The 21,442-nt window shown below is 65.7% G+C and carries 17 protein-coding genes and 1 other annotated feature; of the genes, 15 read left to right on the top strand and 2 right to left on the bottom strand.

What is annotated here, in order from left to right; all coding sequences use genetic code 11:
* Positions 1-361: 361 nt before the first annotated feature.
* The 15 genes from paaA to J5J86_RS09600 all read left to right on the top strand — a co-directional run bounded on the left by paaA (position 362) and on the right by J5J86_RS09600 (position 19,461).
* Entirely contained in the window at positions 362-1,348 is a 987-nt protein-coding gene (gene paaA, locus J5J86_RS09670; RefSeq protein ID WP_209104665.1) for a 1,2-phenylacetyl-CoA epoxidase subunit PaaA, read from the top strand.
* Positions 1,349-1,651: 303 nt separating this feature from the next.
* Positions 1,652-1,939, top strand: a complete 288-nt coding sequence (gene paaB, locus J5J86_RS09665; RefSeq protein WP_209104664.1) for a 1,2-phenylacetyl-CoA epoxidase subunit PaaB — start codon at positions 1,652-1,654, stop codon at positions 1,937-1,939.
* A 57-nt stretch (positions 1,940-1,996) separates the two neighbouring features.
* Entirely contained in the window at positions 1,997-2,773 is a 777-nt protein-coding gene (gene paaC / locus J5J86_RS09660) for a 1,2-phenylacetyl-CoA epoxidase subunit PaaC (protein ID WP_209104663.1), read from the top strand.
* A 53-nt stretch (positions 2,774-2,826) separates the two neighbouring features.
* A complete protein-coding gene (gene paaD, locus J5J86_RS09655; RefSeq protein ID WP_209105336.1) occupies positions 2,827-3,297 on the top strand; it encodes a 1,2-phenylacetyl-CoA epoxidase subunit PaaD in 471 nt (156 codons plus the stop codon).
* A 12-nt stretch (positions 3,298-3,309) separates the two neighbouring features.
* The gene (gene paaE / locus J5J86_RS09650; protein WP_209104662.1) at positions 3,310-4,452 is read left to right on the top strand and encodes a 1,2-phenylacetyl-CoA epoxidase subunit PaaE; all 1,143 of its coding nucleotides are present in this window, start codon (positions 3,310-3,312) and stop codon (positions 4,450-4,452) included.
* Positions 4,453-4,696: 244 nt separating this feature from the next.
* On the top strand, positions 4,697-5,146 hold the full coding sequence (gene rplK, locus J5J86_RS09645; RefSeq protein WP_209104661.1) for a 50S ribosomal protein L11: 450 nt from the start codon (positions 4,697-4,699) through the stop codon (positions 5,144-5,146).
* 5 nt (positions 5,147-5,151) lie between these two features.
* Positions 5,152-5,850, top strand: coding sequence for a 50S ribosomal protein L1 (gene rplA / locus J5J86_RS09640; RefSeq protein WP_209104660.1), 699 nt, complete (start codon positions 5,152-5,154; stop codon positions 5,848-5,850).
* A gap of 727 nt (positions 5,851-6,577) precedes the next feature.
* Complete coding sequence (rplJ, locus tag J5J86_RS09635) at positions 6,578-7,096, top strand: 50S ribosomal protein L10 (protein WP_209104659.1); 519 nt, start codon at positions 6,578-6,580, stop codon at positions 7,094-7,096.
* 53 nt (positions 7,097-7,149) lie between these two features.
* Complete coding sequence (gene rplL / locus J5J86_RS09630; protein ID WP_209104658.1) at positions 7,150-7,527, top strand: 50S ribosomal protein L7/L12; 378 nt, start codon at positions 7,150-7,152, stop codon at positions 7,525-7,527.
* Between the two features lie 263 nt (positions 7,528-7,790).
* Positions 7,791-11,921 (top strand): DNA-directed RNA polymerase subunit beta, encoded by a 4,131-nt coding sequence (gene rpoB / locus J5J86_RS09625; RefSeq protein ID WP_209104657.1) that lies wholly within the window; start codon positions 7,791-7,793, stop codon positions 11,919-11,921.
* 122 nt (positions 11,922-12,043) lie between these two features.
* Positions 12,044-16,228 (top strand): DNA-directed RNA polymerase subunit beta', encoded by a 4,185-nt coding sequence (gene rpoC / locus J5J86_RS09620; RefSeq protein WP_209104656.1) that lies wholly within the window; start codon positions 12,044-12,046, stop codon positions 16,226-16,228.
* Between the two features lie 237 nt (positions 16,229-16,465).
* Positions 16,466-16,521 (top strand) — a sequence feature (sul1 is cis-regulatory element that is thought to sense ions involved in sulfur or methionine metabolism; They are found in Alphaproteobacteria).
* Between the two features lie 68 nt (positions 16,522-16,589).
* Positions 16,590-18,086 carry a SulP family inorganic anion transporter gene (locus tag J5J86_RS09615; protein ID WP_209104655.1) on the top strand — a complete coding sequence of 499 codons (1,497 nt, stop codon included), beginning with the start codon at positions 16,590-16,592 and terminating at the stop codon, positions 18,084-18,086.
* 129 nt (positions 18,087-18,215) lie between these two features.
* The gene (locus tag J5J86_RS09610) at positions 18,216-18,524 is read left to right on the top strand and encodes an arsenate reductase (protein WP_247658466.1); all 309 of its coding nucleotides are present in this window, start codon (positions 18,216-18,218) and stop codon (positions 18,522-18,524) included.
* A gap of 8 nt (positions 18,525-18,532) precedes the next feature.
* Positions 18,533-18,997, top strand: a complete 465-nt coding sequence (locus J5J86_RS09605) for an FAS1-like dehydratase domain-containing protein (protein ID WP_209104653.1) — start codon at positions 18,533-18,535, stop codon at positions 18,995-18,997.
* Positions 18,994-19,461 carry a MaoC family dehydratase gene (locus J5J86_RS09600; protein ID WP_209104652.1) on the top strand — a complete coding sequence of 156 codons (468 nt, stop codon included), beginning with the start codon at positions 18,994-18,996 and terminating at the stop codon, positions 19,459-19,461. The genes J5J86_RS09605 and J5J86_RS09600 overlap by 4 nt, the downstream gene beginning before the upstream one ends.
* Before the next feature lie 110 nt (positions 19,462-19,571).
* Here J5J86_RS09600 and J5J86_RS09595 read toward each other — a convergent pair whose 3' ends face one another.
* Positions 19,572-19,886 (bottom strand): hypothetical protein, encoded by a 315-nt coding sequence (locus J5J86_RS09595; protein ID WP_209104651.1) that lies wholly within the window; start codon positions 19,884-19,886, stop codon positions 19,572-19,574.
* 251 nt (positions 19,887-20,137) lie between these two features.
* Positions 20,138-21,436: an NCS2 family permease gene (locus J5J86_RS09590; protein WP_209104650.1), complete on the bottom strand. Its 1,299-nt coding sequence runs from the start codon at positions 21,434-21,436 to the stop codon at positions 20,138-20,140.
* Positions 21,437-21,442: the final 6 nt, after the last annotated feature.

The raw sequence follows: 21,442 nt of genomic DNA, 5'->3' as shown, positions 1-21,442 counted from the left end.
AGGCCGGCGGCGGCATGGCAGCTTTCTCTTTCCGAGGCAGCATGCCGTGGACGTCTGCTGCGCGTGCCAACCGCCCAGCCCTCCCCCTCCCCAGCAAGCGGGAGAGGGGGCGGGACAGTGCAGGAGGGAGGCCGGCGGCTTGGTGCGGAGGTGTGCCGCCGGGCGCGCCAGCACCCCCTCTCCCGCGAAGCGGGGGAGGGCGGGGGAGGGGGCAGGGTCCTGCAAGGCCCGGAGTGGGCAAGGCTGGAATGCAAGGTGCGCCGGGCGGCAGTTCTGCGCCACCGGTCCTAAACATGTTACAAAAATCACTTGTGATCTTAAATTTCGTCACATATAATCCTTCCAAGATAGGGAGGACCGCATGTACACGCAGGCTCTCAACGCCAATCCCGACGCCAATGACCGCACGCTGGAAGATGCCGCGCTGCTCGCGCGCTTTCAGGCGCGCATCGACGATGAGCAGCGCATCGAGCCCAATGACTGGATGCCGGCCGCCTATCGCAAGACGCTGACCCGGCAGATTTCCCAGCATGCCCATTCCGAGATCATCGGCATGCTGCCCGAGGGCAACTGGATCACCCGCGCCCCCTCGCTCCGCCGCAAGGCGGCCCTGCTCGCCAAGGTGCAGGACGAGTGCGGCCATGGCCTTTATCTCTACGCGGCCGCCGAGACGCTGGGCACCTCGCGCGAGGAGCTGGTGGACCAGCTCCTCTCCGGCAAGGCGAAATATTCGTCCATCTTCAACTACCCGACCCTGACCTGGGCGGACATCGGCGCCATCGGCTGGCTGGTGGACGGCGCGGCGATCATGAACCAGATCCCGCTGTGCCGCTGCTCCTACGGCCCCTATGCCCGCGCCATGATCCGGGTGTGCAAGGAGGAATCCTTCCACCAGCGCCAGGGCTACGAGATCATGCTGACGCTGGCCAAGGGCAGCGCCGAGCAGAAGGAGATGGCGCAGGACGCGCTGAACCGCTGGTGGTGGCCCTGCCTGATGATGTTCGGCCCGCCCGATGCGGCCAGCCAGCATTCGGACGCCTCCACCCGCTGGAAGATCAAGCGCTTCTCCAATGACGAGCTGCGCCAGAAGTTCGTCGATGCCACGGTGCCGCAGGCCCATTATCTGGGCCTCACCCTTCCCGACCCGGATCTCAAGCTCAACGAAGAGACCGGCCACTGGGAGTACGGCGCCATCGACTGGGAGGAGTTCAAGCAGGTGATCGCCGGCAACGGCCCCTGCAACCGCGACCGCATGGCCGCCCGCCGCAAGGCGCACGACGATGGCGCCTGGGTGCGCGATGCCGCGCTCGCTTTCGCCGAGAAGCGCAAGGCCAAGGCCGCCGCCTGACCCAAGCACGACGCGCCCCCTCTCCCGCTTGCGGGGGAGGGTCGGGGAGGGGGAACGGTGGAGGGGGAAGGCTTTGGTGGATGGTGAGGGGCAGGGCTCCGCATGACATCGCCGGGCCTGCTCCCGGATGGCCCCCTCCCTCTCCCTCCCCCGCATTGCGGGAGAGGGGAGTTCCAGGTGGGGAGAGGGTGAGCGGGGCGAGAGTCCGGCGGCACCCGCACGAATAAACCAACGATGTCGCCGCCAAACGCAGTGAACGCCCCGAGCGACAGGTGGGGCCGTCTGCCAACAGGAGGAAACGCAATGCCCGTCAATGCCATCCCGCTCTGGGAAGTCTTCATCCGCTCGCGCAATGGCCTGGCCCACAAGCATGTGGGCTCGCTGCACGCGGCCGATGCCACCCTCGCCCTCCAGGCGGCCCGTGACCTCTACACCCGCCGTGGCGAGGGCCTGTCCATCTGGGTGGTCCCCTCCAATGCCATCACGGCCTCGGACCCGGCGGACAAGGACATGATGTTCGAGCCCACGGCCTCGAAGATCTACCGCCACCCCACCTTCTACGAAGTGCCCGAGGAAGTCGGACACATGTGAGCGGGCCCGGCACGTTCAGAAGAAGACAGGGCAAGGGAAACGGCAAGAGGACACATCATGGCCACCTCCAGCATCCAAGTGGCGGACATTCCGCTTGTGCGCTATCTGCTGCGCCGCGCCGACGATGCGCTGATCCTCGGCCATCGCCTCTCCGAATGGTGCGGGCATGCCCCCCTCATGGAAGAGGAGATGGCGCTCGCCAATATGGGCCTCGACCTCATCGGCCAGGCGCGCGCGCTTTATACCTATGCGGGCGAAGTGGAAGGCGCGGGCCATGACGAGGACGCCTTCGCCTATCTGCGCGGAGAGCGGGACTACCAGAACCTGCTCCTGGTGGAGCAGCCCAACGGGGACTTCGCGCGCACCATGGTGCGCCAGTTCTTCTATTCCGCCTTCATCGATCCCTATTGTCGGGCGCTGATGGGCTCGTCCGACGCGACGCTGGCCGCCATCGCCGCCAAGGCGGAGAAGGAAAGCGCCTATCATGTGCGCCATTGCGCCGAGTGGATCATCCGCCTCGGCGACGGCACGGCCGAGAGCCACAGGCGCGCCCAGGCGGCGGTGGACGAGCTTTGGGCCTTCACCGGCGAGCTGTTCGAGGTGGATGCCGCCGAGCGCGCCTTGATCGAGGCGGGCGTGGCGGTGGACCCCGAGCCGCTGCGGACCGGATTCAAGGCCAAGGTGGATGCGGTGCTCGCCGAGGCGACGCTGACCCTTCCCGCCGGCACCTGGATGCACAAGGGCGGGCGGCAGGGCCGACATTCCGAGCACCTCGGCCACCTGCTCACCGAGCTGCAATATCTCCAGCGCACCTTCCCCGGGGCGACCTGGTGAACCAGCCCCTCGGGGCGCTCTCCGGCACCGGAACCGGGCCGGAGGCGCGCCTCCTGGAGAGCGCCCGCGCCGTGGCGGGCCAGGTGACGGACCCGGAAATCCCGGTCCTCACCATCGCCGATCTCGGCGTGCTGCGGGACGTGCGGCTGGCGGATGGGCGGATCGAGGTGCTGATCACCCCCACCTATTCCGGCTGCCCGGCTATGAACATGATCGCGCTGGAGATCGAGCTGGCGCTGGAGAAAGCGGGGCTTGGCCCCGTCACCGTCAAGACGGTGCTCTCGCCCGCCTGGACCACCGACTGGATGAGCCAGGACGGCCGCGACAAGCTGCGCGCCTATGGCATCGCCCCTCCCGCCCAGGGGGGAGGGCGCCGGGCGCTGTTCGGCGAGGACCAAGTGGCCTGCCCCCAGTGTGGCGCCACCGACACGTCGGAGATCGCGGCCTTCGGCTCAACCTCCTGCAAGTCCCTGTGGCGCTGCAACGCCTGCCGGGAACCCTTCGACTATTTCAAATGCCATTGAACGGGAAACGCCATGTCCACCGCCATTGAGACCAATGCCGCGACCGGCGGCAGCCCGCTCGTTCCCCCCGTCGCGGGGCGCGCCGTGCCCAAGTTCCACGCGCTCACCGTGCGCGAGGTGCGCCGGGAGACGCCGGAGGCGGTGTCCATCACCTTTGCCGTGCCGGATGATCTGGCCGCCGACTTCGCGTTCGCGCCCGGTCAATATCTCACCCTGCGCACCACCATCGATGGGGAAGAGGTGCGTCGCTCCTATTCCATCTGCTCCGGGCCCGATGACGGCGAGTTGCGGGTGGCGGTGAAGCAGGTGGAGAGCGGGGTCTTCTCCGGCTGGGTGAATGCGAACCTTGCCGCCGGCGACACCATCGACGTGATGACCCCCACGGGCCGCTTCGGCCTGGAGGGTGATCCCGGCAATGGCCGCATCCATGTGGCCTTCGCGGCCGGCTCGGGCATCACGCCCGTCCTGTCCATCGCCCGCGGGGTGCTCTCGCGCGAGCCCGACAGCCGCTTCTATCTCTTTTACGGCAACCGCACGACCTCCGACATTTTGTTCCGCACGGAGTTGGAGGAGCTGAAGGATCGCTTCCTGGGCCGCCTCTCGGTGTTCCACGTGCTCTCGCGGGAAGAGCAGGACCTGCCCGTGCTGAACGGACACCTCGATGGGGAGAAGGTGCGCCTGCTGCTCACCGCCATGGTGCCGGCCGCCGCCGTGGACCATGCCTTCGTCTGCGGCCCGACCGCCATGATCGACGAACTGGAAGGCACGCTGAAGGATCTCGGCCTGCCGCCGGAAAAGGTGCATGTGGAGCGCTTCGTCTCCGCTTATGGCGGCAAGCCGCGCGTGAAGCCCGTCATTGTCCCGGAAGCCGCCCCCGCGCATGTGGCCTCCCTCATCGTCGACGGCAAGCGCCGCGACGTGCCGGTGGCGGAAGGCGAGGCGATCCTCGACGCGGCGCTGCGGGCTGGCATGGACCTTCCCTTCGCCTGCAAGGGCGGCATGTGCTCCACCTGCCGCGCCAAGGTGGTGGAGGGCTCCGCCGAGATGGACCTCAATTATTCGCTGGAAGGCTGGGAGCTGGAGGCGGGCTTCATCCTCACCTGCCAGGCCCACCCCACCAGCGCGCGGGTGGTGATCGATTTCGATCAGATGTAGGCAGAAGGGCATTGGCGGGGCGCTCACGTGCTCTGCCCTTGCATCCAGGGCGCTCATCCGATAAGGAGGCGCCTCCCTTGAGGGTGCCTTGCATCTTCTGGGGAATGCGGACGGGGAGGCATCCCCGCACGTGGCGTGGGAGGTGAGGCGGGCGTTTCGCCACGCACCTCCAAGATCCAGACCACGCATTCCTGGCCGGCTGGCCCGCACCTGCGGGCTTTTCGGCGTTTCACGGGAGTTTAAGATGGCGAAGAAGATTACCGGTTACGTCAAGCTGCAGGTTGCGGCTGGCAGCGCCAACCCGGCGCCGCCCATCGGCCCCGCGCTCGGTCAGCGCGGCCTGAACATCATGGAATTCTGCAAGGCGTTCAATGCCGCCACGCAGAAGGAAGAGAAGGGGATGCCGATCCCCGTCGTGATCACGGTCTACCAGGACCGTTCCTTCACCTTCGAGCTGAAGACCCCTCCGGTCTCCTACTTCCTCAAGAAGGCCGCCGGCCTCGAGACGAAGAAGAAGCCCGGCTCCGGCTCCAAGACCCCCGGCAAGGGTGCGACCGTCGGCAAGGTGACCCGCGCCCAGATGGTCGAGATCGCCGAGAAGAAGATGAAGGATCTGAACTGCGACACCGTTGAGTCCGCGCTTCAGATGATCGAAGGCTCGGCCCGCTCCATGGGCCTCCAGGTTCAGGGGTGAGCATCATGGCGAATCACGGCAAGCGCGTCCGCGCCACCCGCGAGGGTATTGATCGCACCAAGCTCTATTCTCTGGATGAGGCGCTCGCCCTCCTGAAGGAGCGCACCACCGCCAAGTTCGACGAGACCATTGAGGTCGCGATCAATCTGGGCGTGGATCCCCGTCATGCGGACCAGATGGTCCGCGGCGTCTGCAACCTGCCCAACGGCTCGGGCCGCACGGTGCGCGTGGCGGTGTTCGCCCGTGGCGCCAAGGCGGACGAGGCGAAGGCCGCCGGGGCTGACATTGTCGGCGCCGAGGACCTGCTGGAGACCATCCAGGGCGGCACGATCGACTTCGATCGCTGCATCGCCACCCCCGACCTGATGCCGCTCGTCGGCCGCCTCGGCAAGGTGCTCGGCCCGCGCGGCCTGATGCCGAACCCGAAGGTCGGCACCGTGACCATGGACGTGAAGGGCGCCGTCGCTGCCGCCAAGGGCGGCGCGGTGGAGTTCCGCGTCGAGAAGGCCGGTATCATCCACGGCGGTATCGGCAAGGCCTCCTTCGCGCAGGACAAGCTGGCCGAGAACATCCGCGCCTTCGTGGACGCGGTTGTGAAGGCCAAGCCCACCGGCGCCAAGGGCACCTATGTGCAGCGCGTGGCGGTGTCGTCCACCATGGGCCCGGGCATCAAGGTGGAGCCCTCCACCGTTCTGGTCGCCTGATCGGACGAGAATCGCCCACCCGCGATTCTGTGTGAGCATTTGAAAGGCCGGGCCCTGCGCCCGGCCTTTCTGCATTTGCGGGCTGCGGCGGAAGCGGGTCGGCGCCGCCGGGGGTGCTGCGCGGAATCCTTGCCCCAAAAGCCTTTGCGCCGCCGTTCGGGCGCGCCTTGCGAAGCCGGGGAGGGGCGGGGCGGCTGTAACAGGACGGCTTCCGCGTCAAGAGAAAAAAGTGCGGGAGGGCGTGACAAGCCGGCCTTGACCTTATATAAGCCCTGTTCCCGCGTTGCCGAAAGGCGAGGCGGGCTTATGGCTTCCACGCCGGAGACGGCGTCGGAGGGGCTGGAAGGGTTCGCCCTCCCGGCCTTTATGTTCGTCTGACTCTCAGGTTTCGGCCGAGGAGGCGGGCGGGCAGAAGTCCTGTCCGAGACTGCAGGCGCCACGCTTGTGCGTGGCTTAATCCTCGCCAGACCTTCCGCCCGGAAGGTCCCCTGGAGGGCCAGCATAGACGGGGAAGACGGATTTCGCGCGGCGGCCTTGAGCCTGCCGCAACAGATCGGTTCGAACCAGCACCTTGTGGCCGGTGACCCGGATCCGAGGGGACAGGGCATTGAGCGTCGCGCGTTCCGCGAGCGGCATGTCCAATGGGCAGGTCACTTGCGTTCGGGCGGCAAGGTGCAACCGGTGGAGCCAGTCTCTGGTTCCGCCACAGGCTTAAAGAGAGCCAGACGTGGATCGAGCGGAAAAACAAGAGCTCGTCACGACGCTCGCCGAAGTGTTCAAGACCACTTCGGTCGTCGTGGTGGCCCACTATTCCGGCCTCACCGTGGCCCAGATGTCGAAGCTTCGTCGACAGATGAAGGCCGAGGGTGCGACCGTGAAGGTGGCGAAGAACCGCCTCGCCAAGATCGCTCTGGAAGGCTCCGACGTCGCCCATGTGGCGTCCCTTCTGAAGGGACCCACCATCATCGCTTATTCGAGCGATCCGGTGGCGGCGCCGAAGGTTGCCGTCGAGTTTGCCAAGGGTAACGACAAGTTCGTCATCCTCGGCGGCGCGATGGGCAAGACGGCCCTCAATGCTGACGGTGTGAAGGCGCTCGCCACCATGCCGTCCCTTGACGAGCTGCGTGCGAAGCTGGTCGGCCTCATCCAGGCCCCGGCTACCAAGATCGCCCAGCTCACCACGGCGCCTGCTGCGAAGCTCGCGCGCGTGTTTGGGGCCTATGCCAAGCAGGACGAAGCCGCGTGAGGCGGTTGGATCTCGCAAACCTGAATTTCGAACCTATCTAGAAAGAAACGACAATGGCTGATCTGACCAAGCTCGTTGACGAGCTGTCCTCCCTGACCGTTCTCGAGGCCGCCGAGCTCGCGAAGCTCCTCGAGGAGAAGTGGGGCGTTTCCGCTGCTGCCGCCGTCGCGGTTGCGGCTGCCCCCGGCGCGGCTGCTGCCGCTCCGGCCGTCGAAGAGCAGACCGAGTTCACCGTGGTGCTCGCGGCTGCCGGCGACAAGAAGATCGAGGTCATCAAGGAAGTCCGCGCCATCACCGGCCTGGGCCTCAAGGAAGCCAAGGATCTGGTCGAAGGCGCGCCCAAGCCCGTCAAGGAAGGCGTGTCCAAGGACGAAGCCGAGAAGCTCAAGGCCCAGCTCGAGAAGGCTGGCGCCAAGGTCGAGCTCAAGTGAGCTTTTGAAAGTGGGCGGCCCCGGTTTCCGGGGCCGCCTGTTTCGCCGTTCATGGACGGCGGATGGGACGAGGGGGACGGCTCTCCGGACGGCCTGAAGGGGCAGGCGGTCCGGAGAGCCGTCGCGGCTTGGAAAGGGATGGCGCTTCGCCCCCACCTTTCCGGCCGGACGGTGTGGGGTCGATGGGCCGGCACGGCTGCTTTCCTTGCAGGAGAGCGTCCAGGAGGGCCGGACCCCAAGGACCAGGACGGACGAGGATCGAGATGGCGCAAACGTTCACCGGTCGCAAGCGGATCCGCAAATTCTTCGGCAAGATCAAGGAAGTCGCTGAGATGCCGAACCTCATTGAGGTTCAGAAGGCGTCCTATGACCAGTTCCTGCAGATCGAAGAGCCGAAGGGCGGGCGCGCGGACGACGGTCTCCAGGCCGTGTTCAAGTCGGTATTCCCCATCTCCGACTTTTCCGGCGCCGCCATGCTGGAGTTCGTGCGCTACGAGTTCGAGCCCCCGAAATATGACGTGGACGAGTGCCGCCAGCGCGGCATGACGTTTGCTGCCCCGCTGAAGGTCACGCTGCGCCTCATCGTGTTCGATGTGGACCCGGACACCGGCGCCAAGTCCGTGAAGGACATCAAGGAGCAGGACGTCTATACCGGCGACATCCCGCTCATGACCATGAACGGCACGTTCATCGTCAACGGCACCGAGCGCGTCATCGTCTCCCAGATGCACCGCTCGCCGGGCGTCTTCTTCGACCATGACAAGGGCAAGACCCATTCCTCGGGCAAGCTCCTTTTCGCGGCGCGCATCATCCCCTATCGTGGGTCCTGGCTCGATATTGAGTTCGACGCCAAGGACATCGTCTATGCGCGCATCGACCGTCGCCGCAAGATTCCGGTGACGAGCCTGCTCTATGCGCTCGGCCTCGACGCGGAAGAGATCCTGGATACCTTCTACCAGAAGATCCAGTATTCCCGCGCCAAGGACGGCTGGCGCATGCCGTTCGATCCCAAGCGGATGAAGGGCTACAAGGCCGTCTCCGACATGGTGGACGCGGACACCGGCGAAGTGGTGGTCGAGGCCGGCAAGAAGCTGACCGTGCGCGCCGCCCGCCAGCTCGCCGAGAAGGGCCTGAAGGCCCTCAAGATCTCCGACGAGGAGATGATCGGCCAGTATATCGCCGAGGACCTCGTGGACGCCGCCACCGGCGAGATCCATGCGGAAGCGGGCGACGAGGTCACCGAGAAGCTGCTCAAGCTTCTCGAGGAAACCGGCTATAACGACATCCCGATCCTCGACATCGACCACGTGAACACGGGTGCCTACATCCGCAACACGCTGTCGGCCGACAAGAACATGACCCGCGAGGATGCCCTCTTCGACATCTATCGCGTGATGCGCCCGGGCGAGCCGCCGACGCTCGACAGCGCCCAGGCCATGTTCCACTCGCTGTTCTTCGATGCCGAGCGCTATGACCTCTCCGCGGTCGGCCGCGTGAAGATGAACATGCGCCTGGACCTGGACTGCCCGGACACCGTGCGCGTGCTGCGCCGCGAGGACATCCTCTCGGTGATCCGCACCCTGGTGGAGTTGCGCGACGGCAAGGGTGAGATCGACGACATCGACCATCTCGGCAATCGCCGGGTGCGCTCGGTCGGCGAGCTCATGGAGAACCAGTACCGCGTCGGCCTGCTGCGCATGGAGCGCGCCATCAAGGAGCGCATGTCGTCCGTCGACATCGATACCGTGATGCCGCAGGACCTCATCAATGCGAAGCCGGTTGCGGCGGCGGTGCGCGAGTTCTTCGGTTCCTCGCAGCTCTCGCAGTTCATGGACCAGACCAACCCGCTCTCCGAGATCACCCACAAGCGCCGCCTCTCGGCGCTTGGCCCGGGCGGTCTGACCCGCGAGCGGGCGGGCTTCGAGGTGCGCGACGTGCACCCGACCCACTATGGCCGCATCTGCCCCATCGAGACGCCGGAAGGCCCGAATATCGGCCTGATCAACTCGCTGGCGACCTTCGCCCGCGTCAACAAGTACGGCTTCATCGAGGCCCCCTACCGCAAGGTGGTGGACGGGCATGTGACCGACGAGGTGGTCTATCTCTCCGCCATGGAGGAGGGGAAGTACTACGTCGCGCAGGCCAACATCCCGCTCGATGCCAATGGCAAGTTCGAGGAAGACCTGGTGGTCTGCCGCCATGCGGGCGACGTGCTCCTGGTGTCGCCAGACCGCGTCGACTTCATGGACGTGTCGCCCAAGCAGTTGGTGTCCGTTGCCGCCGCGCTGATCCCGTTCCTTGAGAACGACGACGCGAACCGCGCGCTCATGGGCTCCAACATGCAGCGTCAGGCCGTGCCGCTGGTGCGCTCGCAGGCGCCGCTGGTGGGCACCGGCATGGAAGCCGTGGTCGCCCGCGACTCGGGCGCGGCCATCGCCGCCCGCCGTACCGGCGTGGTGGACCAGGTGGACGCCACCCGTATCGTTATCCGCGCCACGGAAGAGACCGACGCCTCCAAGTCCGGCGTCGACATCTACCGGCTGATGAAGTTCCAGCGCTCCAACCAGTCCACCTGCATCAACCAGCGTCCGCTGGTGCGTGTGGGTGACCAGGTGCGCCGCGGCGACATCATCGCCGACGGCCCGTCCACGGAGCTGGGAGAGCTGGCGCTGGGCCGGAACGTGCTCGTCGCGTTCATGCCCTGGAACGGCTACAACTTCGAAGACTCGATCCTGCTCTCGGAGAATATCGTCAAGGACGACGTGTTCACCTCGATCCATATCGAGGAGTTCGAGGCGATGGCCCGCGACACGAAGCTCGGGCCGGAGGAAATCACCCGCGACATTCCCAACGTCTCGGAAGAGGCGCTGAAGAATCTCGACGAGGCGGGCATCGTCTATATCGGCGCGGAAGTGCGCGCCGGCGACATCCTGGTGGGCAAGATCACCCCCAAGGGCGAAAGCCCGATGACGCCTGAAGAAAAGCTCCTGCGCGCCATCTTCGGCGAGAAGGCCGCCGACGTGCGCGACACCTCGCTCCGCCTGCCTCCGGGCACGACGGGCACGGTGGTGGAAGTGCGCGTGTTCAACCGCCACGGTGTCGACAAGGACGAGCGTGCGCTGGCCATCGAGCGCGAGGAGATCGAGCGTCTCGCCAAGGACCGCGACGACGAGCAGGCGATCCTCGACCGCAACGTCTTCGGGCGCCTGTCCGAGATGCTTTCGGGCAAGCCGGGCATTGCCGGTCCCAAGGGCTTCAAGAAGGACACGGAAATCACCAAGGAGCTGCTGGGCGATACCCCGCGCTCGCAGTGGTGGCTGTTCGCGGTGGCCGACGACACCCTCATGGGTGAGATTGAGGCCATGCGCGCCCAGTATGACGAGTCCAAGAAGCGTCTTGAGCAGCGCTTCCTCGACAAGGTCGAAAAGCTCCAGCGCGGCGACGAGCTGCCTCCGGGCGTGATGAAGATGGTCAAGGTCTTCGTCGCGGTGAAGCGCAAGATCCAGCCCGGCGACAAGATGGCGGGCCGTCACGGCAACAAGGGCGTGGTTTCGCGCATCGTCCCCGTGGAAGACATGCCGTTCCTTGAGGACGGCACCAATGTGGACATCGTGCTGAACCCGCTGGGCGTGCCGAGCCGCATGAATGTGGGCCAGATCCTCGAGACCCATCTGGGCTGGGCCTGTGCGGGCCTTGGTCGCCAGGTGGCTGCGGCGGTCGACGCTTATTATGCGGCGCACGACGAGGCCAAGCTGCGTGGCGCGCTCGAGACCGTCTACGGCAAGGCCGAGATCGAGCCGCTGAAGCAGAACGAGCTGATCGAGCTGTCGGAGAACCTGCGCAAGGGTGTCCCCATGGCCACCCCGGTGTTCGACGGCGCCCGCGAGGCCGACATCGAGGCGCAGCTGGAGAAGGCGGGCCTCAACCCGTCCGGCCAGTCCACCCTCTATGACGGACGCACCGGCGAGCCCTTCGACCGTAACGTGACGGTCGGCTACATCTACATGCTGAAGCTGCATCACCTGGTGGACGACAAGATCCACGCCCGCTCCATCGGCCCCTACTCGCTCGTCACCCAGCAGCCGCTGGGCGGCAAGGCGCAGTTCGGCGGCCAGCGCTTCGGCGAAATGGAAGTGTGGGCGCTGGAGGCCTATGGCGCGGCCTACACCCTGCAGGAGATGCTCACCGTGAAGTCGGACGACGTCGCCGGCCGCACCAAGGTCTACGAGGCCATCGTGCGCGGCGAGGACACGTTCGAGAGCGGCATCCCCGAGAGCTTCAACGTGCTGGTGAAGGAAATGCGCTCGCTCGGCCTGAACGTCGAGCTGGTGAATTCCAAGACCGGGCGCAACGTCGCCCCCGGCACCCGCGAGAACCTGCCCGCGGCCGAATAAGGCCGCGTTCATCCAAGGGCGCAGGCGGTGAGCCTGCGCCGCCGCGATGTGACACGATTTTTCCGGCCGGTCCCCCTCAGGCGGCATGAGGGGGCCACCCGGCCGAGCCGAAGGAGACGGCGATGAATCAAGAGGTGATGAATCTCTTCAATCCGGCGACCCCGGCTCCGACCTTTGATCAGATCAAGATCTCGATCGCGAGCCCCGAGAAGATCGCCTCCTGGTCCTATGGCGAGATCAAGAAGCCTGAGACCATCAACTACCGGACCTTCAAGCCCGAGCGCGACGGCCTGTTCTGCGCGCGCATCTTCGGGCCCATCAAGGACTATGAGTGCTTGTGCGGCAAGTACAAGCGCATGAAGTACAAGGGCATCATCTGCGAGAAGTGCGGCGTCGAGGTCACCCTTTCGCGCGTGCGCCGCGAGCGCATGGGCCATATCGAGCTGGCCGCGCCCGTCGCCCATATCTGGTTCCTGAAGTCCCTGCCGAGCCGCATTGGCCTGCTGCTCGACATGACGCTCAAGGACCTGGAGCGCATCCTTTATTTCGAATATTTCGTGGTGCTTGAGCCGGGCCTGACCCCCCTCAAGTATCGCCAGCTTTTGTCCGAGGACGACTATCTGCGCGCCCAGGACGAGTATGGCGAGGACAGCTTCACCGCCATGATCGGCGCGGAAGCCATCCGCGAGCTGCTGCGCTCCATGGACCTGGAAAAGATCGCCGCCGACCTGCGTGTGGAGATTTCCGAGGCCACCACCGAGCTGAAGCCCAAGAAGCTCGCCAAGCGCCTGAAGATCGTCGAGGCCTTCCAGCTCTCCGGCAACAAGCCGGAATGGATGATCCTCACCCATGTGCCGGTGATCCCGCCGGACCTGCGTCCGCTCGTCCCGCTGGACGGTGGCCGGTTCGCCACGTCGGACCTGAACGATCTTTATCGCCGCGTCATCAACCGCAACAACCGCCTGAAGCGCCTCATCGAGCTGCGCGCGCCGGACATCATCATCCGCAACGAGAAGCGCATGCTTCAGGAAGCGGTGGATGCGCTGTTCGACAACGGCCGCCGCGGCCGCGTCATCACGGGTGCCAACAAGCGCCCGCTGAAGTCGCTCGCCGACATGCTCAAGGGCAAGCAAGGCCGGTTCCGCCAGAACCTGCTCGGCAAGCGCGTCGACTATTCCGGCCGCTCCGTGATCGTGGTGGGTCCCGAGCTCAAGCTGCACCAGTGCGGCCTGCCTAAGAAGATGGCGCTCGAGCTGTTCAAGCCCTTCATCTATGCCCGCCTCGATGCCAAGGGCCATTCGGCCACCGTCAAGCAGGCCAAGAAGCTGGTGGAGAAGGAGCGTCCCGAGGTTTGGGATATCCTGGACGAGGTCATCCGCGAGCATCCCGTGATGCTCAACCGCGCCCCGACGCTGCACCGCCTCGGCATCCAGGCCTTCGAGCCGGTGCTGATCGAGGGCAAGGCGATCCAGCTTCACCCGCTGGTCTGCTCGGCCTTCAACGCGGACTTCGACGGCGACCAGATGGCCGTGCACGTTCCCCTCTCGCTGGAAGCCCAGCTTGAGGCGCGCGTGCTCATGATGTCCACCAACAACATCCTGCATCCGGCGAACGGCGCGCCCATCATCGTGCCCTCGCAGGACATCGTGCTGGGTCTCTATTATCTGTCCATCATGCGCGACAACGAGCCCGGCGAGGGCATGGCGTTCGCGGACATGGGCGAGATCGACCACGCGCTGGCGGCCAAGTCCATCACGCTGGCCACCAAGATCCGCGGCCGCTACATCGGCGTGGATGCGGACGGCAACAAGGTCTCCAAGATCTACGAGACCACGCCTGGCCGCATGAAGATCGGCGAGCTGCTGCCTAAGCACCCGAAGGTTCCCTACGACGTCGTCAACAAGCTGATGACGAAGAAGGAAATCTCCAACATGATCGACGCGGTGTACCGTCACTGCGGTCAGAAGGAGAGCGTGATCTTCTGCGACCGGATCATGGCGCTGGGCTTCTACAACGCTTTCCGGGCCGGCATTTCCTTCGGCAAGGACGACATGGTCGTGCCGAAGAAGAAGTGGGACCTGGTGGAAGAGACTCGTGCCCTGACGAAGGAGTACGAGCAGCAGTACAATGACGGCCTGATCACCCAGGGCGAGAAGTACAACAAGGTCGTCGATGCGTGGGGCAAGTGCACCGACCGCATCGCCGACGAGATGATGAAGGAAATCTCTTCGGTCAAGAAGGACCCGAAGACGGGCCGGGACAAGCAGATCAATTCGATCTACATGATGTCCCACTCCGGAGCGCGTGGGTCGCCCGCGCAGATGAAGCAGCTTGCCGGCATGCGTGGCCTCATGGCCAAGCCGTCGGGCGAGATCATCGAGAGCCCGATCATCTCGAACTTCAAGGAAGGCCTGACCGTGATGGAGTACTTCAACTCCACCCACGGCGCGCGTAAGGGCCTTGCCGACACCGCTCTGAAGACGGCCAACTCAGGCTATCTCACCCGTCGTCTCGTCGACGTGGCGCAGGATTCCATCATCACCGAGCGCGATTGCGGCTCGACGAATGGCATCCACATGCGCGCCATCGTCGACAGTGGACAGGTGGTGGCTTCGCTCGCCTCCCGTGTCCTCGGCCGTACCGCCGTGGAAGACGTGGTCGAGCCGGCCACCGGCGCCATCATCGTGCCCAAGGGGCAGATGATCGAGGAGCCGCACATCGATCGGATCAACAAGTCTGGCATCCAGGAAATCAAGATCCGGTCGGTGCTGACCTGCGAGACTCGCAACGGCGTGTGCGGCACCTGCTATGGGCGCGATCTGGCCCGTGGCACGCCCGTCAACATGGGCGAGGCGGTTGGTGTCATCGCGGCGCAGTCCATCGGCGAGCCGGGCACCCAGCTCACCATGCGCACCTTCCATATCGGCGGCGCCGCCCAGCTGGCGGACTCGTCTTTCGTGGAGAGCAACTTCGAGGGCACCATCCGCATCCGCAACCGCAACGTGGCGCGGAACTCGGATGGCGACCTCATCGTCATGGGCCGCAACCTCGCGGTGGTGATCGTCGATGTGGACGGCACCGAGCGCGCGGTGAACCGCGTCCAGTACGGCTCGCGCCTGAAGGTGGACGAGGGCGACACGGTGAAGCGCGGCCAGCGCATCGCCGAGTGGGACCCCTACACCCGTCCCATTCTCACCGAGGTGGACGGAACCGTTGGCTTCGAGGACCTGGTCGAAGGCCAGTCCATGAACGAGGCCATCGACGAGGCCACCGGCATCGCCAAGCGCGTGGTCACGGACACCCGTGCCGTGCGCGGCGCGGACCTGCGTCCCGCCATCATCATCAAGGGTGGCGACGGCAAGGTCATCAAGCTGGCCCGCGGCGGTGACGCCCGCTATGCCCTGCCCGTGGAAGCCATCATCTCGGTGGATCCCGGCCAGAGCATCAGGGCCGGCGACGTGGTGGCCCGCGTGCCCATGGAAAGCGCCAAGACCCGCGACATCACGGGCGGTCTGCCGCGCGTGGCGGAGCTGTTCGAGGCCCGTCGTCCGAAGGATGCCGCCATTATCGCGGAAGTCTCCGGCACGGTCCGCTTCGGCCGCGACTACAAGAACAAGCGCCGCCTCACCATCGAGCCGTCTGACGGCGGGGATACGGTCGAGTACCTGATCCCCAAGGGCAAGCACATCCATCTCCAGGACGGCGACGTGGTGGAGAAGGGCGACTTCCTGGTGGACGGCAACCCGGCGCCGCACGACATCCTGGCGATCAAGGGCGTGGAAGAGCTTGCGGCCTTCCTCGTCAACGAGATCCAGGAGGTCTACCGGCTCCAGGGCGTGAACATCAACGACAAGCACATCGAAGTCATCGTCCGCAACATGCTCCAGAAGGTGGAGATTGACGACGCGGGCGAGACCGACTTCCTGGATGGCGAGCAGGTGGATCGCATCGAGTTCGTCGAGGCCAACGAGAAGGCTGTGGAAGAGGGCAAGAAGCCCGCGACCGGCCATCCCGTGCTCCTCGGCATCACGAAGGCGAGCCTCCAGACCCGCTCCTTCTTCTCCGCGGCCTCCTTCCAGGAGACCACCCGCGTCCTCACGGAAGCGGCGGTCAACGGCAAGGTGGACCCGCTGGAAGGCCTCAAGGAGAACGTCATTGTCGGCCGCCTCATCCCGGCCGGCACCGGCGCCCAGATGAACCGTCTGCGTGCCGTGGCGAACTCCCGCGACGACCTCATCGTCGCCACTCGCGAGCAGTCCGAAGGTGGGCAGCCGATGGTGGAAGGCCCGCTCGACGCGGCGGAGTGAGACCGGGCGCACGCCCAGACGACAAAGCAGAAGGCCGTTCCGCGAGGGACGGCCTTTTTGCTTTCGGGCTCCCTTTGCTGGTCTTCGATGCCCTTTGGTGCAGGTGCACCTGTCCGTTCACGCCAGCCCGCGCGGGAAAGCCAGGGACCGCCGGCGCACGGCTTTGGGCTTGACCTGATTTACGGCTGCAGGTTATCTGCGGTTATTGCTGCGCTGCAATGAAGGTGCGGTCATTCGTACGGACCCGGTGAAATCCCGGGTGGCTATTCCGGCCGCCAATCCGCCGGACAACAACACACATGAGCCAATCGCGCCCTGTGGCGCCATGTGCGGTGCCATGTGCCTTGTTGTGGAAATTTCCATGTCATCAGGATTGTCTTCTTATGGCCGCCAATGGTTCAGCGGCCTGGCCGCCGCGCGGCGTGATGCCTTAGCCGGCATCGTCGTCGCCCTCGCGCTCATTCCCGAGGCCATCGGCTTTTCGCTGATCGCAGGTGTGGATCCGCGCGTGGGCCTTTATGCCTCGGTGGCCATCGCCATTGTCATCTCCTTCACCGGCGGACGGCCGGGCATGATTTCAGCGGCCACGGCGGCCGTGGCTGTGCTGGTCGGTCCCCTGGTGCGGGATCACGGCGTCGAATATCTCTTCGCCGCCACCATTCTCATGGGCCTGATCCAGATGCTTGCGGGGTTGGCGCGGCTCGACCTGCTGATGCAGTTCGTCTCGCGTTCGGTGATCACCGGCTTCGTCAATGCGCTGGCTATTCTGATCTTCCTGGCCCAGGTCCCGCAACTGACCCATGTGGGCTGGCAGACCTATGGGATGGTCGGCGGGGGGGTGGCCATCATCTATCTGTTTCCCCGCCTCACCACGACGGTGCCATCGCCCCTGGTGGCCATCCTGGTCCTGTCTGCGCTGAGCATGGGCCTGGGCCTGCCCGTGAACACAGTGGGCGACATGGGGCACCTGCCGGAGGGGTTGCCGAGCCTCGCGCTGCCGCAGGTGCCGCTCACCCTGGAGACGCTTCGGATCATCGCGCCCTATGCGGTGACCATGGCCGCCGTCGGGCTGCTGGAATCCCTGCTGACGGCCCAGATCGTGGATGACATGACCCATACCGACAGCGACAAGCGCCGCGAATGCCTCGGCCAGGGGGGCGCGAACATCGTGGCGGCGTTGTTCGGCGGCATGGGTGGCTGCGCCATGATCGGGCAGTCGGTCATCAACGTGACGTCCGGCGGCCGGGGGCGGCTGTCCACCTTCGTTGCCGGTGCCTTCCTCTTGTTCCTGCTGGCCGTGCTCGGCCCCTATGTGGGCCGCATCCCCATGCCGGCGCTGGTGGCCGTGATGATCATGGTGTCCATCGGCACCTTCAGCTGGAACTCGCTGCTCAATCTGCGCCGCCATCCGCCCACCTCCTCGGTGGTGATGCTGACCGTGGTCGTGGTGGTGGTGGCCACCCATGATCTTTCACTCGGCGTGCTCGCTGGCGTGCTGCTGTCCGGCATCTTCTTCGCCGGCAAGGTCCAGCGCATGTTCGCGGTGGAACGCCTCGCGCCCGAGGCGGGGGAGGGGGTGGTCTATCGGGTGACGGGCCAGATTTTCTTCGCGTCGGTGCATCGCTTCACGCGGGCCTTCCACACCGGGGAGACCGCGCCGAACGTGACCATTGATGTCTCGTCCGCCCATTTTTGGGACATCTCCGCCGTAGCGGCGCTCGACAAGATCGTCGCACGCCTGCGGGCGGAGGGACGGCGGGTGGAGGTGGTTGGCTATAACCGCGCCAGCGCCGACCTGATCGACCGCTTCGCGCTCCACCACAAGACCGGCGTGGAAATGGGCGTGGTGCCCCATTGAGGATGTGCACAGGGTCCGCTTGACCGGGGGACCCTCATGCCTCAGACCGCCGCGGAGAGGCAGGGGACGGACAGGGAGGCGGAGTTGGCATCGGACGTCACGATCTATGGCATCAAGAACTGCGACACGATGAAGAAGGCCCGCGCCGCCCTGGATGCGGCGGGAGTCCCCTATGCCTTCCATGACTACAAGACCGTCGGCATCTCGCGGCAAAAGCTGGAGGCTTGGATCGCACAGGTGGGTTGGGAGAAGTTGGTGAACAAGGCTGGCACCACCTTCCGCAAACTGCCCGAGGCCGAGCGCGCAGATCTCGACGCGGCCAAGGCCGTCACCCTGATGGAGGCCCATCCCAGCCTCATCAAGCGGCCGGTTCTGGAAGCCCACGGCGTTCTTCTGGTCGGCTTCGATCCCGCCGCCTATGCGGCGCTCAAGGCCTGATCGCCGGCATGAGCGAGATTGACCGGTCCCTCATCGGGATGGAGATGGCCCCCTTCATGGTGGAGGTGGAGCGCGGGGCGGTGCGCAAGTTCGCCCGCGCCATCGGCGACACCAACCCCTTGTTTCACGATCCCGCCTTCGCCCGCGCCCAGGGTCATGCGGACATTCTCGCTCCGCCCACCTTTCCCATCACTTTTCGCCCGCCCCATGAGGCCCCCTGGCTCGCTCCCCTTGACCGGCGGCGGATTTTGGCCGGCTCGGTGAGCTTCACCTATGAGCGGCCGGTGATGGCCGGCATGCGCTTGGTATGCCGCTTCGCCTTTGCGGCTCTTGAAGAGCGGCGCGGCAGCAAGGGGCCGCTGGAGGTGATGCGTCAGGAAGTGCGAGTGGATGACGAAGCGGGTCATCGGGTGGTGACGTGCGGGCGCGCCACGCTTTATCGGTCACTGCAGGAATTGGGGCTACCCGCATGACGGCTGCCCCCCGACACTGGCGTGTGGGCCAGGTCCTCGTCCTGAAGACCGAGGCGGTCACCGCCGAGCAACTGGTGCGCTATGCCGGCGCCTCGGACGACTATAGCCGCATCCATTATGACAAGCCCTTCGCCGAGGCTGCGGGGCTTGGGGGCATCATCGCCCACGGCATGCTCACGATGGCCTTCATGGGGCGCGTGGCCAGCGATGCAGCCGGCCCCGGCGGTTTCGTGCGCAGCCTCACCGCCCGGTTCGTGGCCCCGGTCCGGCCGGGGGATGTGGTGCGGGTGGAAGGTAAGGTGCTGGAAGTGACGGAGGACGGCGACGGGCGCCTCATCCGGGCAGACATTGCGGCCCGCGTGCGGGGGCGGCCGGTGGCGGTGGGGGCGGCAGAATTCCGCGTGCCCGCCCGCGCGATGGCTTCAGGCCGCCAGGCCGAAGAAAGCGCTGACCCTTCAGACTGAGACGTGCTTCGCACCGCGCCGCCCCGGATGCCACGGGCCTGTGTGCGGCCGTCCCATCGGGCCGTCGTGCCTCGCTGTTGCAGTGATGTGCGCTGCCCCGCAAGCCAGCGTCAGGACGGCGCCTGCCCCGTGGTGGGCACGCCGGCCAGCAGCGCCTTGTCGATGGCTTCGCGCATGGACAGCAGCGCCGCGCGATTGCCCTTCACATAGGCCGCCACTTTGTTCTGGTGCTGCACGGTGCCGTCGGCCATGGGCACTGGGAAGCCTGTGGTCAGCATGAGGGAATAGACGCCGTGACTGTGGGAGAAGGCGCCCACCGTTTCGAAGAAGCAGGTGGGGGCCTGCTCGGTGCAGTGGACCGCAGGGGCGACAGGGGCCTGGGTCTTCGGCTTCGCCTTGGTCTTCGGCGTGGTCGTCTCAACCATCGTCATGTCTCCATGCGGCGCCTGCGGCCAAGCGCCTGCGGCGCTCCATGCTCGTCCGGCATCCTTGAGGCTTTACGGTATCTGTGTCGCGCATCCTTGTCATGTGGCGGCTGTTCAGGCACCGCCGTCCACAGGGGACGAGCGGGGGGAAAGCCGCGTCGTGCCACGATTTCCCCCCCTCTGGGTGGGCGGGGTGGCGAGGCTCCGGCGCTTCGCGTCGCAGCCTCACAGGTCCGGCTGCTGATTCTCGCTCAATGGCCGCCCACCTCGTAGATGCTCTTGAACAGGAAGACGGCGGCGATGGTCCAGGTCACCGGACTGACCCCCTTGTAGCGGCCGGTCAGCAGCTTCAGCGCCGCATAGGTGATGAAGCCGAAGGCGATGCCGTTGGCGATGGAGAAGGTGAAGGGCATCAGCATGGCGGTGACGCAGGCCGGGATGACCTCCGTCACGTCGTCCCAATGCATGTCCACCAGTTCCCGCAGCATCATGCAGGACACGAAGAAGAGCGCCGGCGCGGTGGCATAGGGCGGCACCGAGGCGGCCAGGGGCGAGATGAAGAGGCAGGCGAGGAAGAGCACGGCGACGGTGGCGGCGGTAAGGCCCGTGCGGCCGCCATCCTGCACGCCGGAGGTGCTCTCCAGCATGGCGGTCGAACTGGACGTGCCGAGCAGGGAGCCGATGAAGATGGAGGTGCTGTCCGCCAGCAAAGCCTTGTTGAGGCGCTCCATCTTGCCGTTCTTCACAAGGCCCGCCTTGCGCGCCACGCCGATCATGGTGCCCGTGGCGTCGAACAATTCCACCAGGAAGAAGACCAGCACCACCTGAAGCACCCCGCCGGAGAGCGCGCCCGTAATGTCGAGGGCGAAGAGGGTGGGGGCGATGGACGGGGGCATGGAGAAGATGCCCTGGAAGGTGTTGCCCGCGAACACGAAGCTCAAGCCGGTGATGACCAGGATCGAGATCAGGAGCGCGCCGCGCACCTTCAGCGCCACCAGTGCGGACACCATGATGAAGCCGATTATGGCCAGCACCACGCCCGGCTTGTGCAGGTCGCCCAGCGTCACATAGGTGGCCGGGCTCGCCGCCACGATGCCCGCATTCTTCAGCGAGATGATCGCCAGGAAAAGGCCGATGCCCGAGGGAATGGCGATCTTCAGGGATTCCGGGATGCCGCGCACGATATGGTCGCGGATGCCGGTCAGCGACACGAACAGGAACAGCACACCGGAGATGAACACCGCGCCCAAGGCCGTCTGCCATGTGTAGCCCATGGTGAGCACCACCACATAGGCGAAGTAGGCGTTCAGCCCCATGCCCGGCGCGATGGCGATGGGGTAGTTGGCATAGAGCGCCATGATGGCGGTGCCGATGGCCGCCACCAGGCAGGTGGCGACGAAGACCGCACCCTGCGGCATGCCAGCCGCGCTGAGGATCGCCGGATTGATGAAGACGATATAGGCGATGGTCAGGAAGGTCGTGACCCCCGCCAGCACCTCGGTCCGCACATTGGTCCCGTTTTCCTTCAGCGCGAACAGCTTCTCCAGCATGGCGGA

The sequence above is a fragment of the Aquabacter sp. L1I39 genome (assembly GCF_017742835.1).
GTDB lineage: Bacteria > Pseudomonadota > Alphaproteobacteria > Rhizobiales > Xanthobacteraceae > L1I39.
This window is presented reverse-complemented; position numbering and strand designations above follow the sequence as displayed.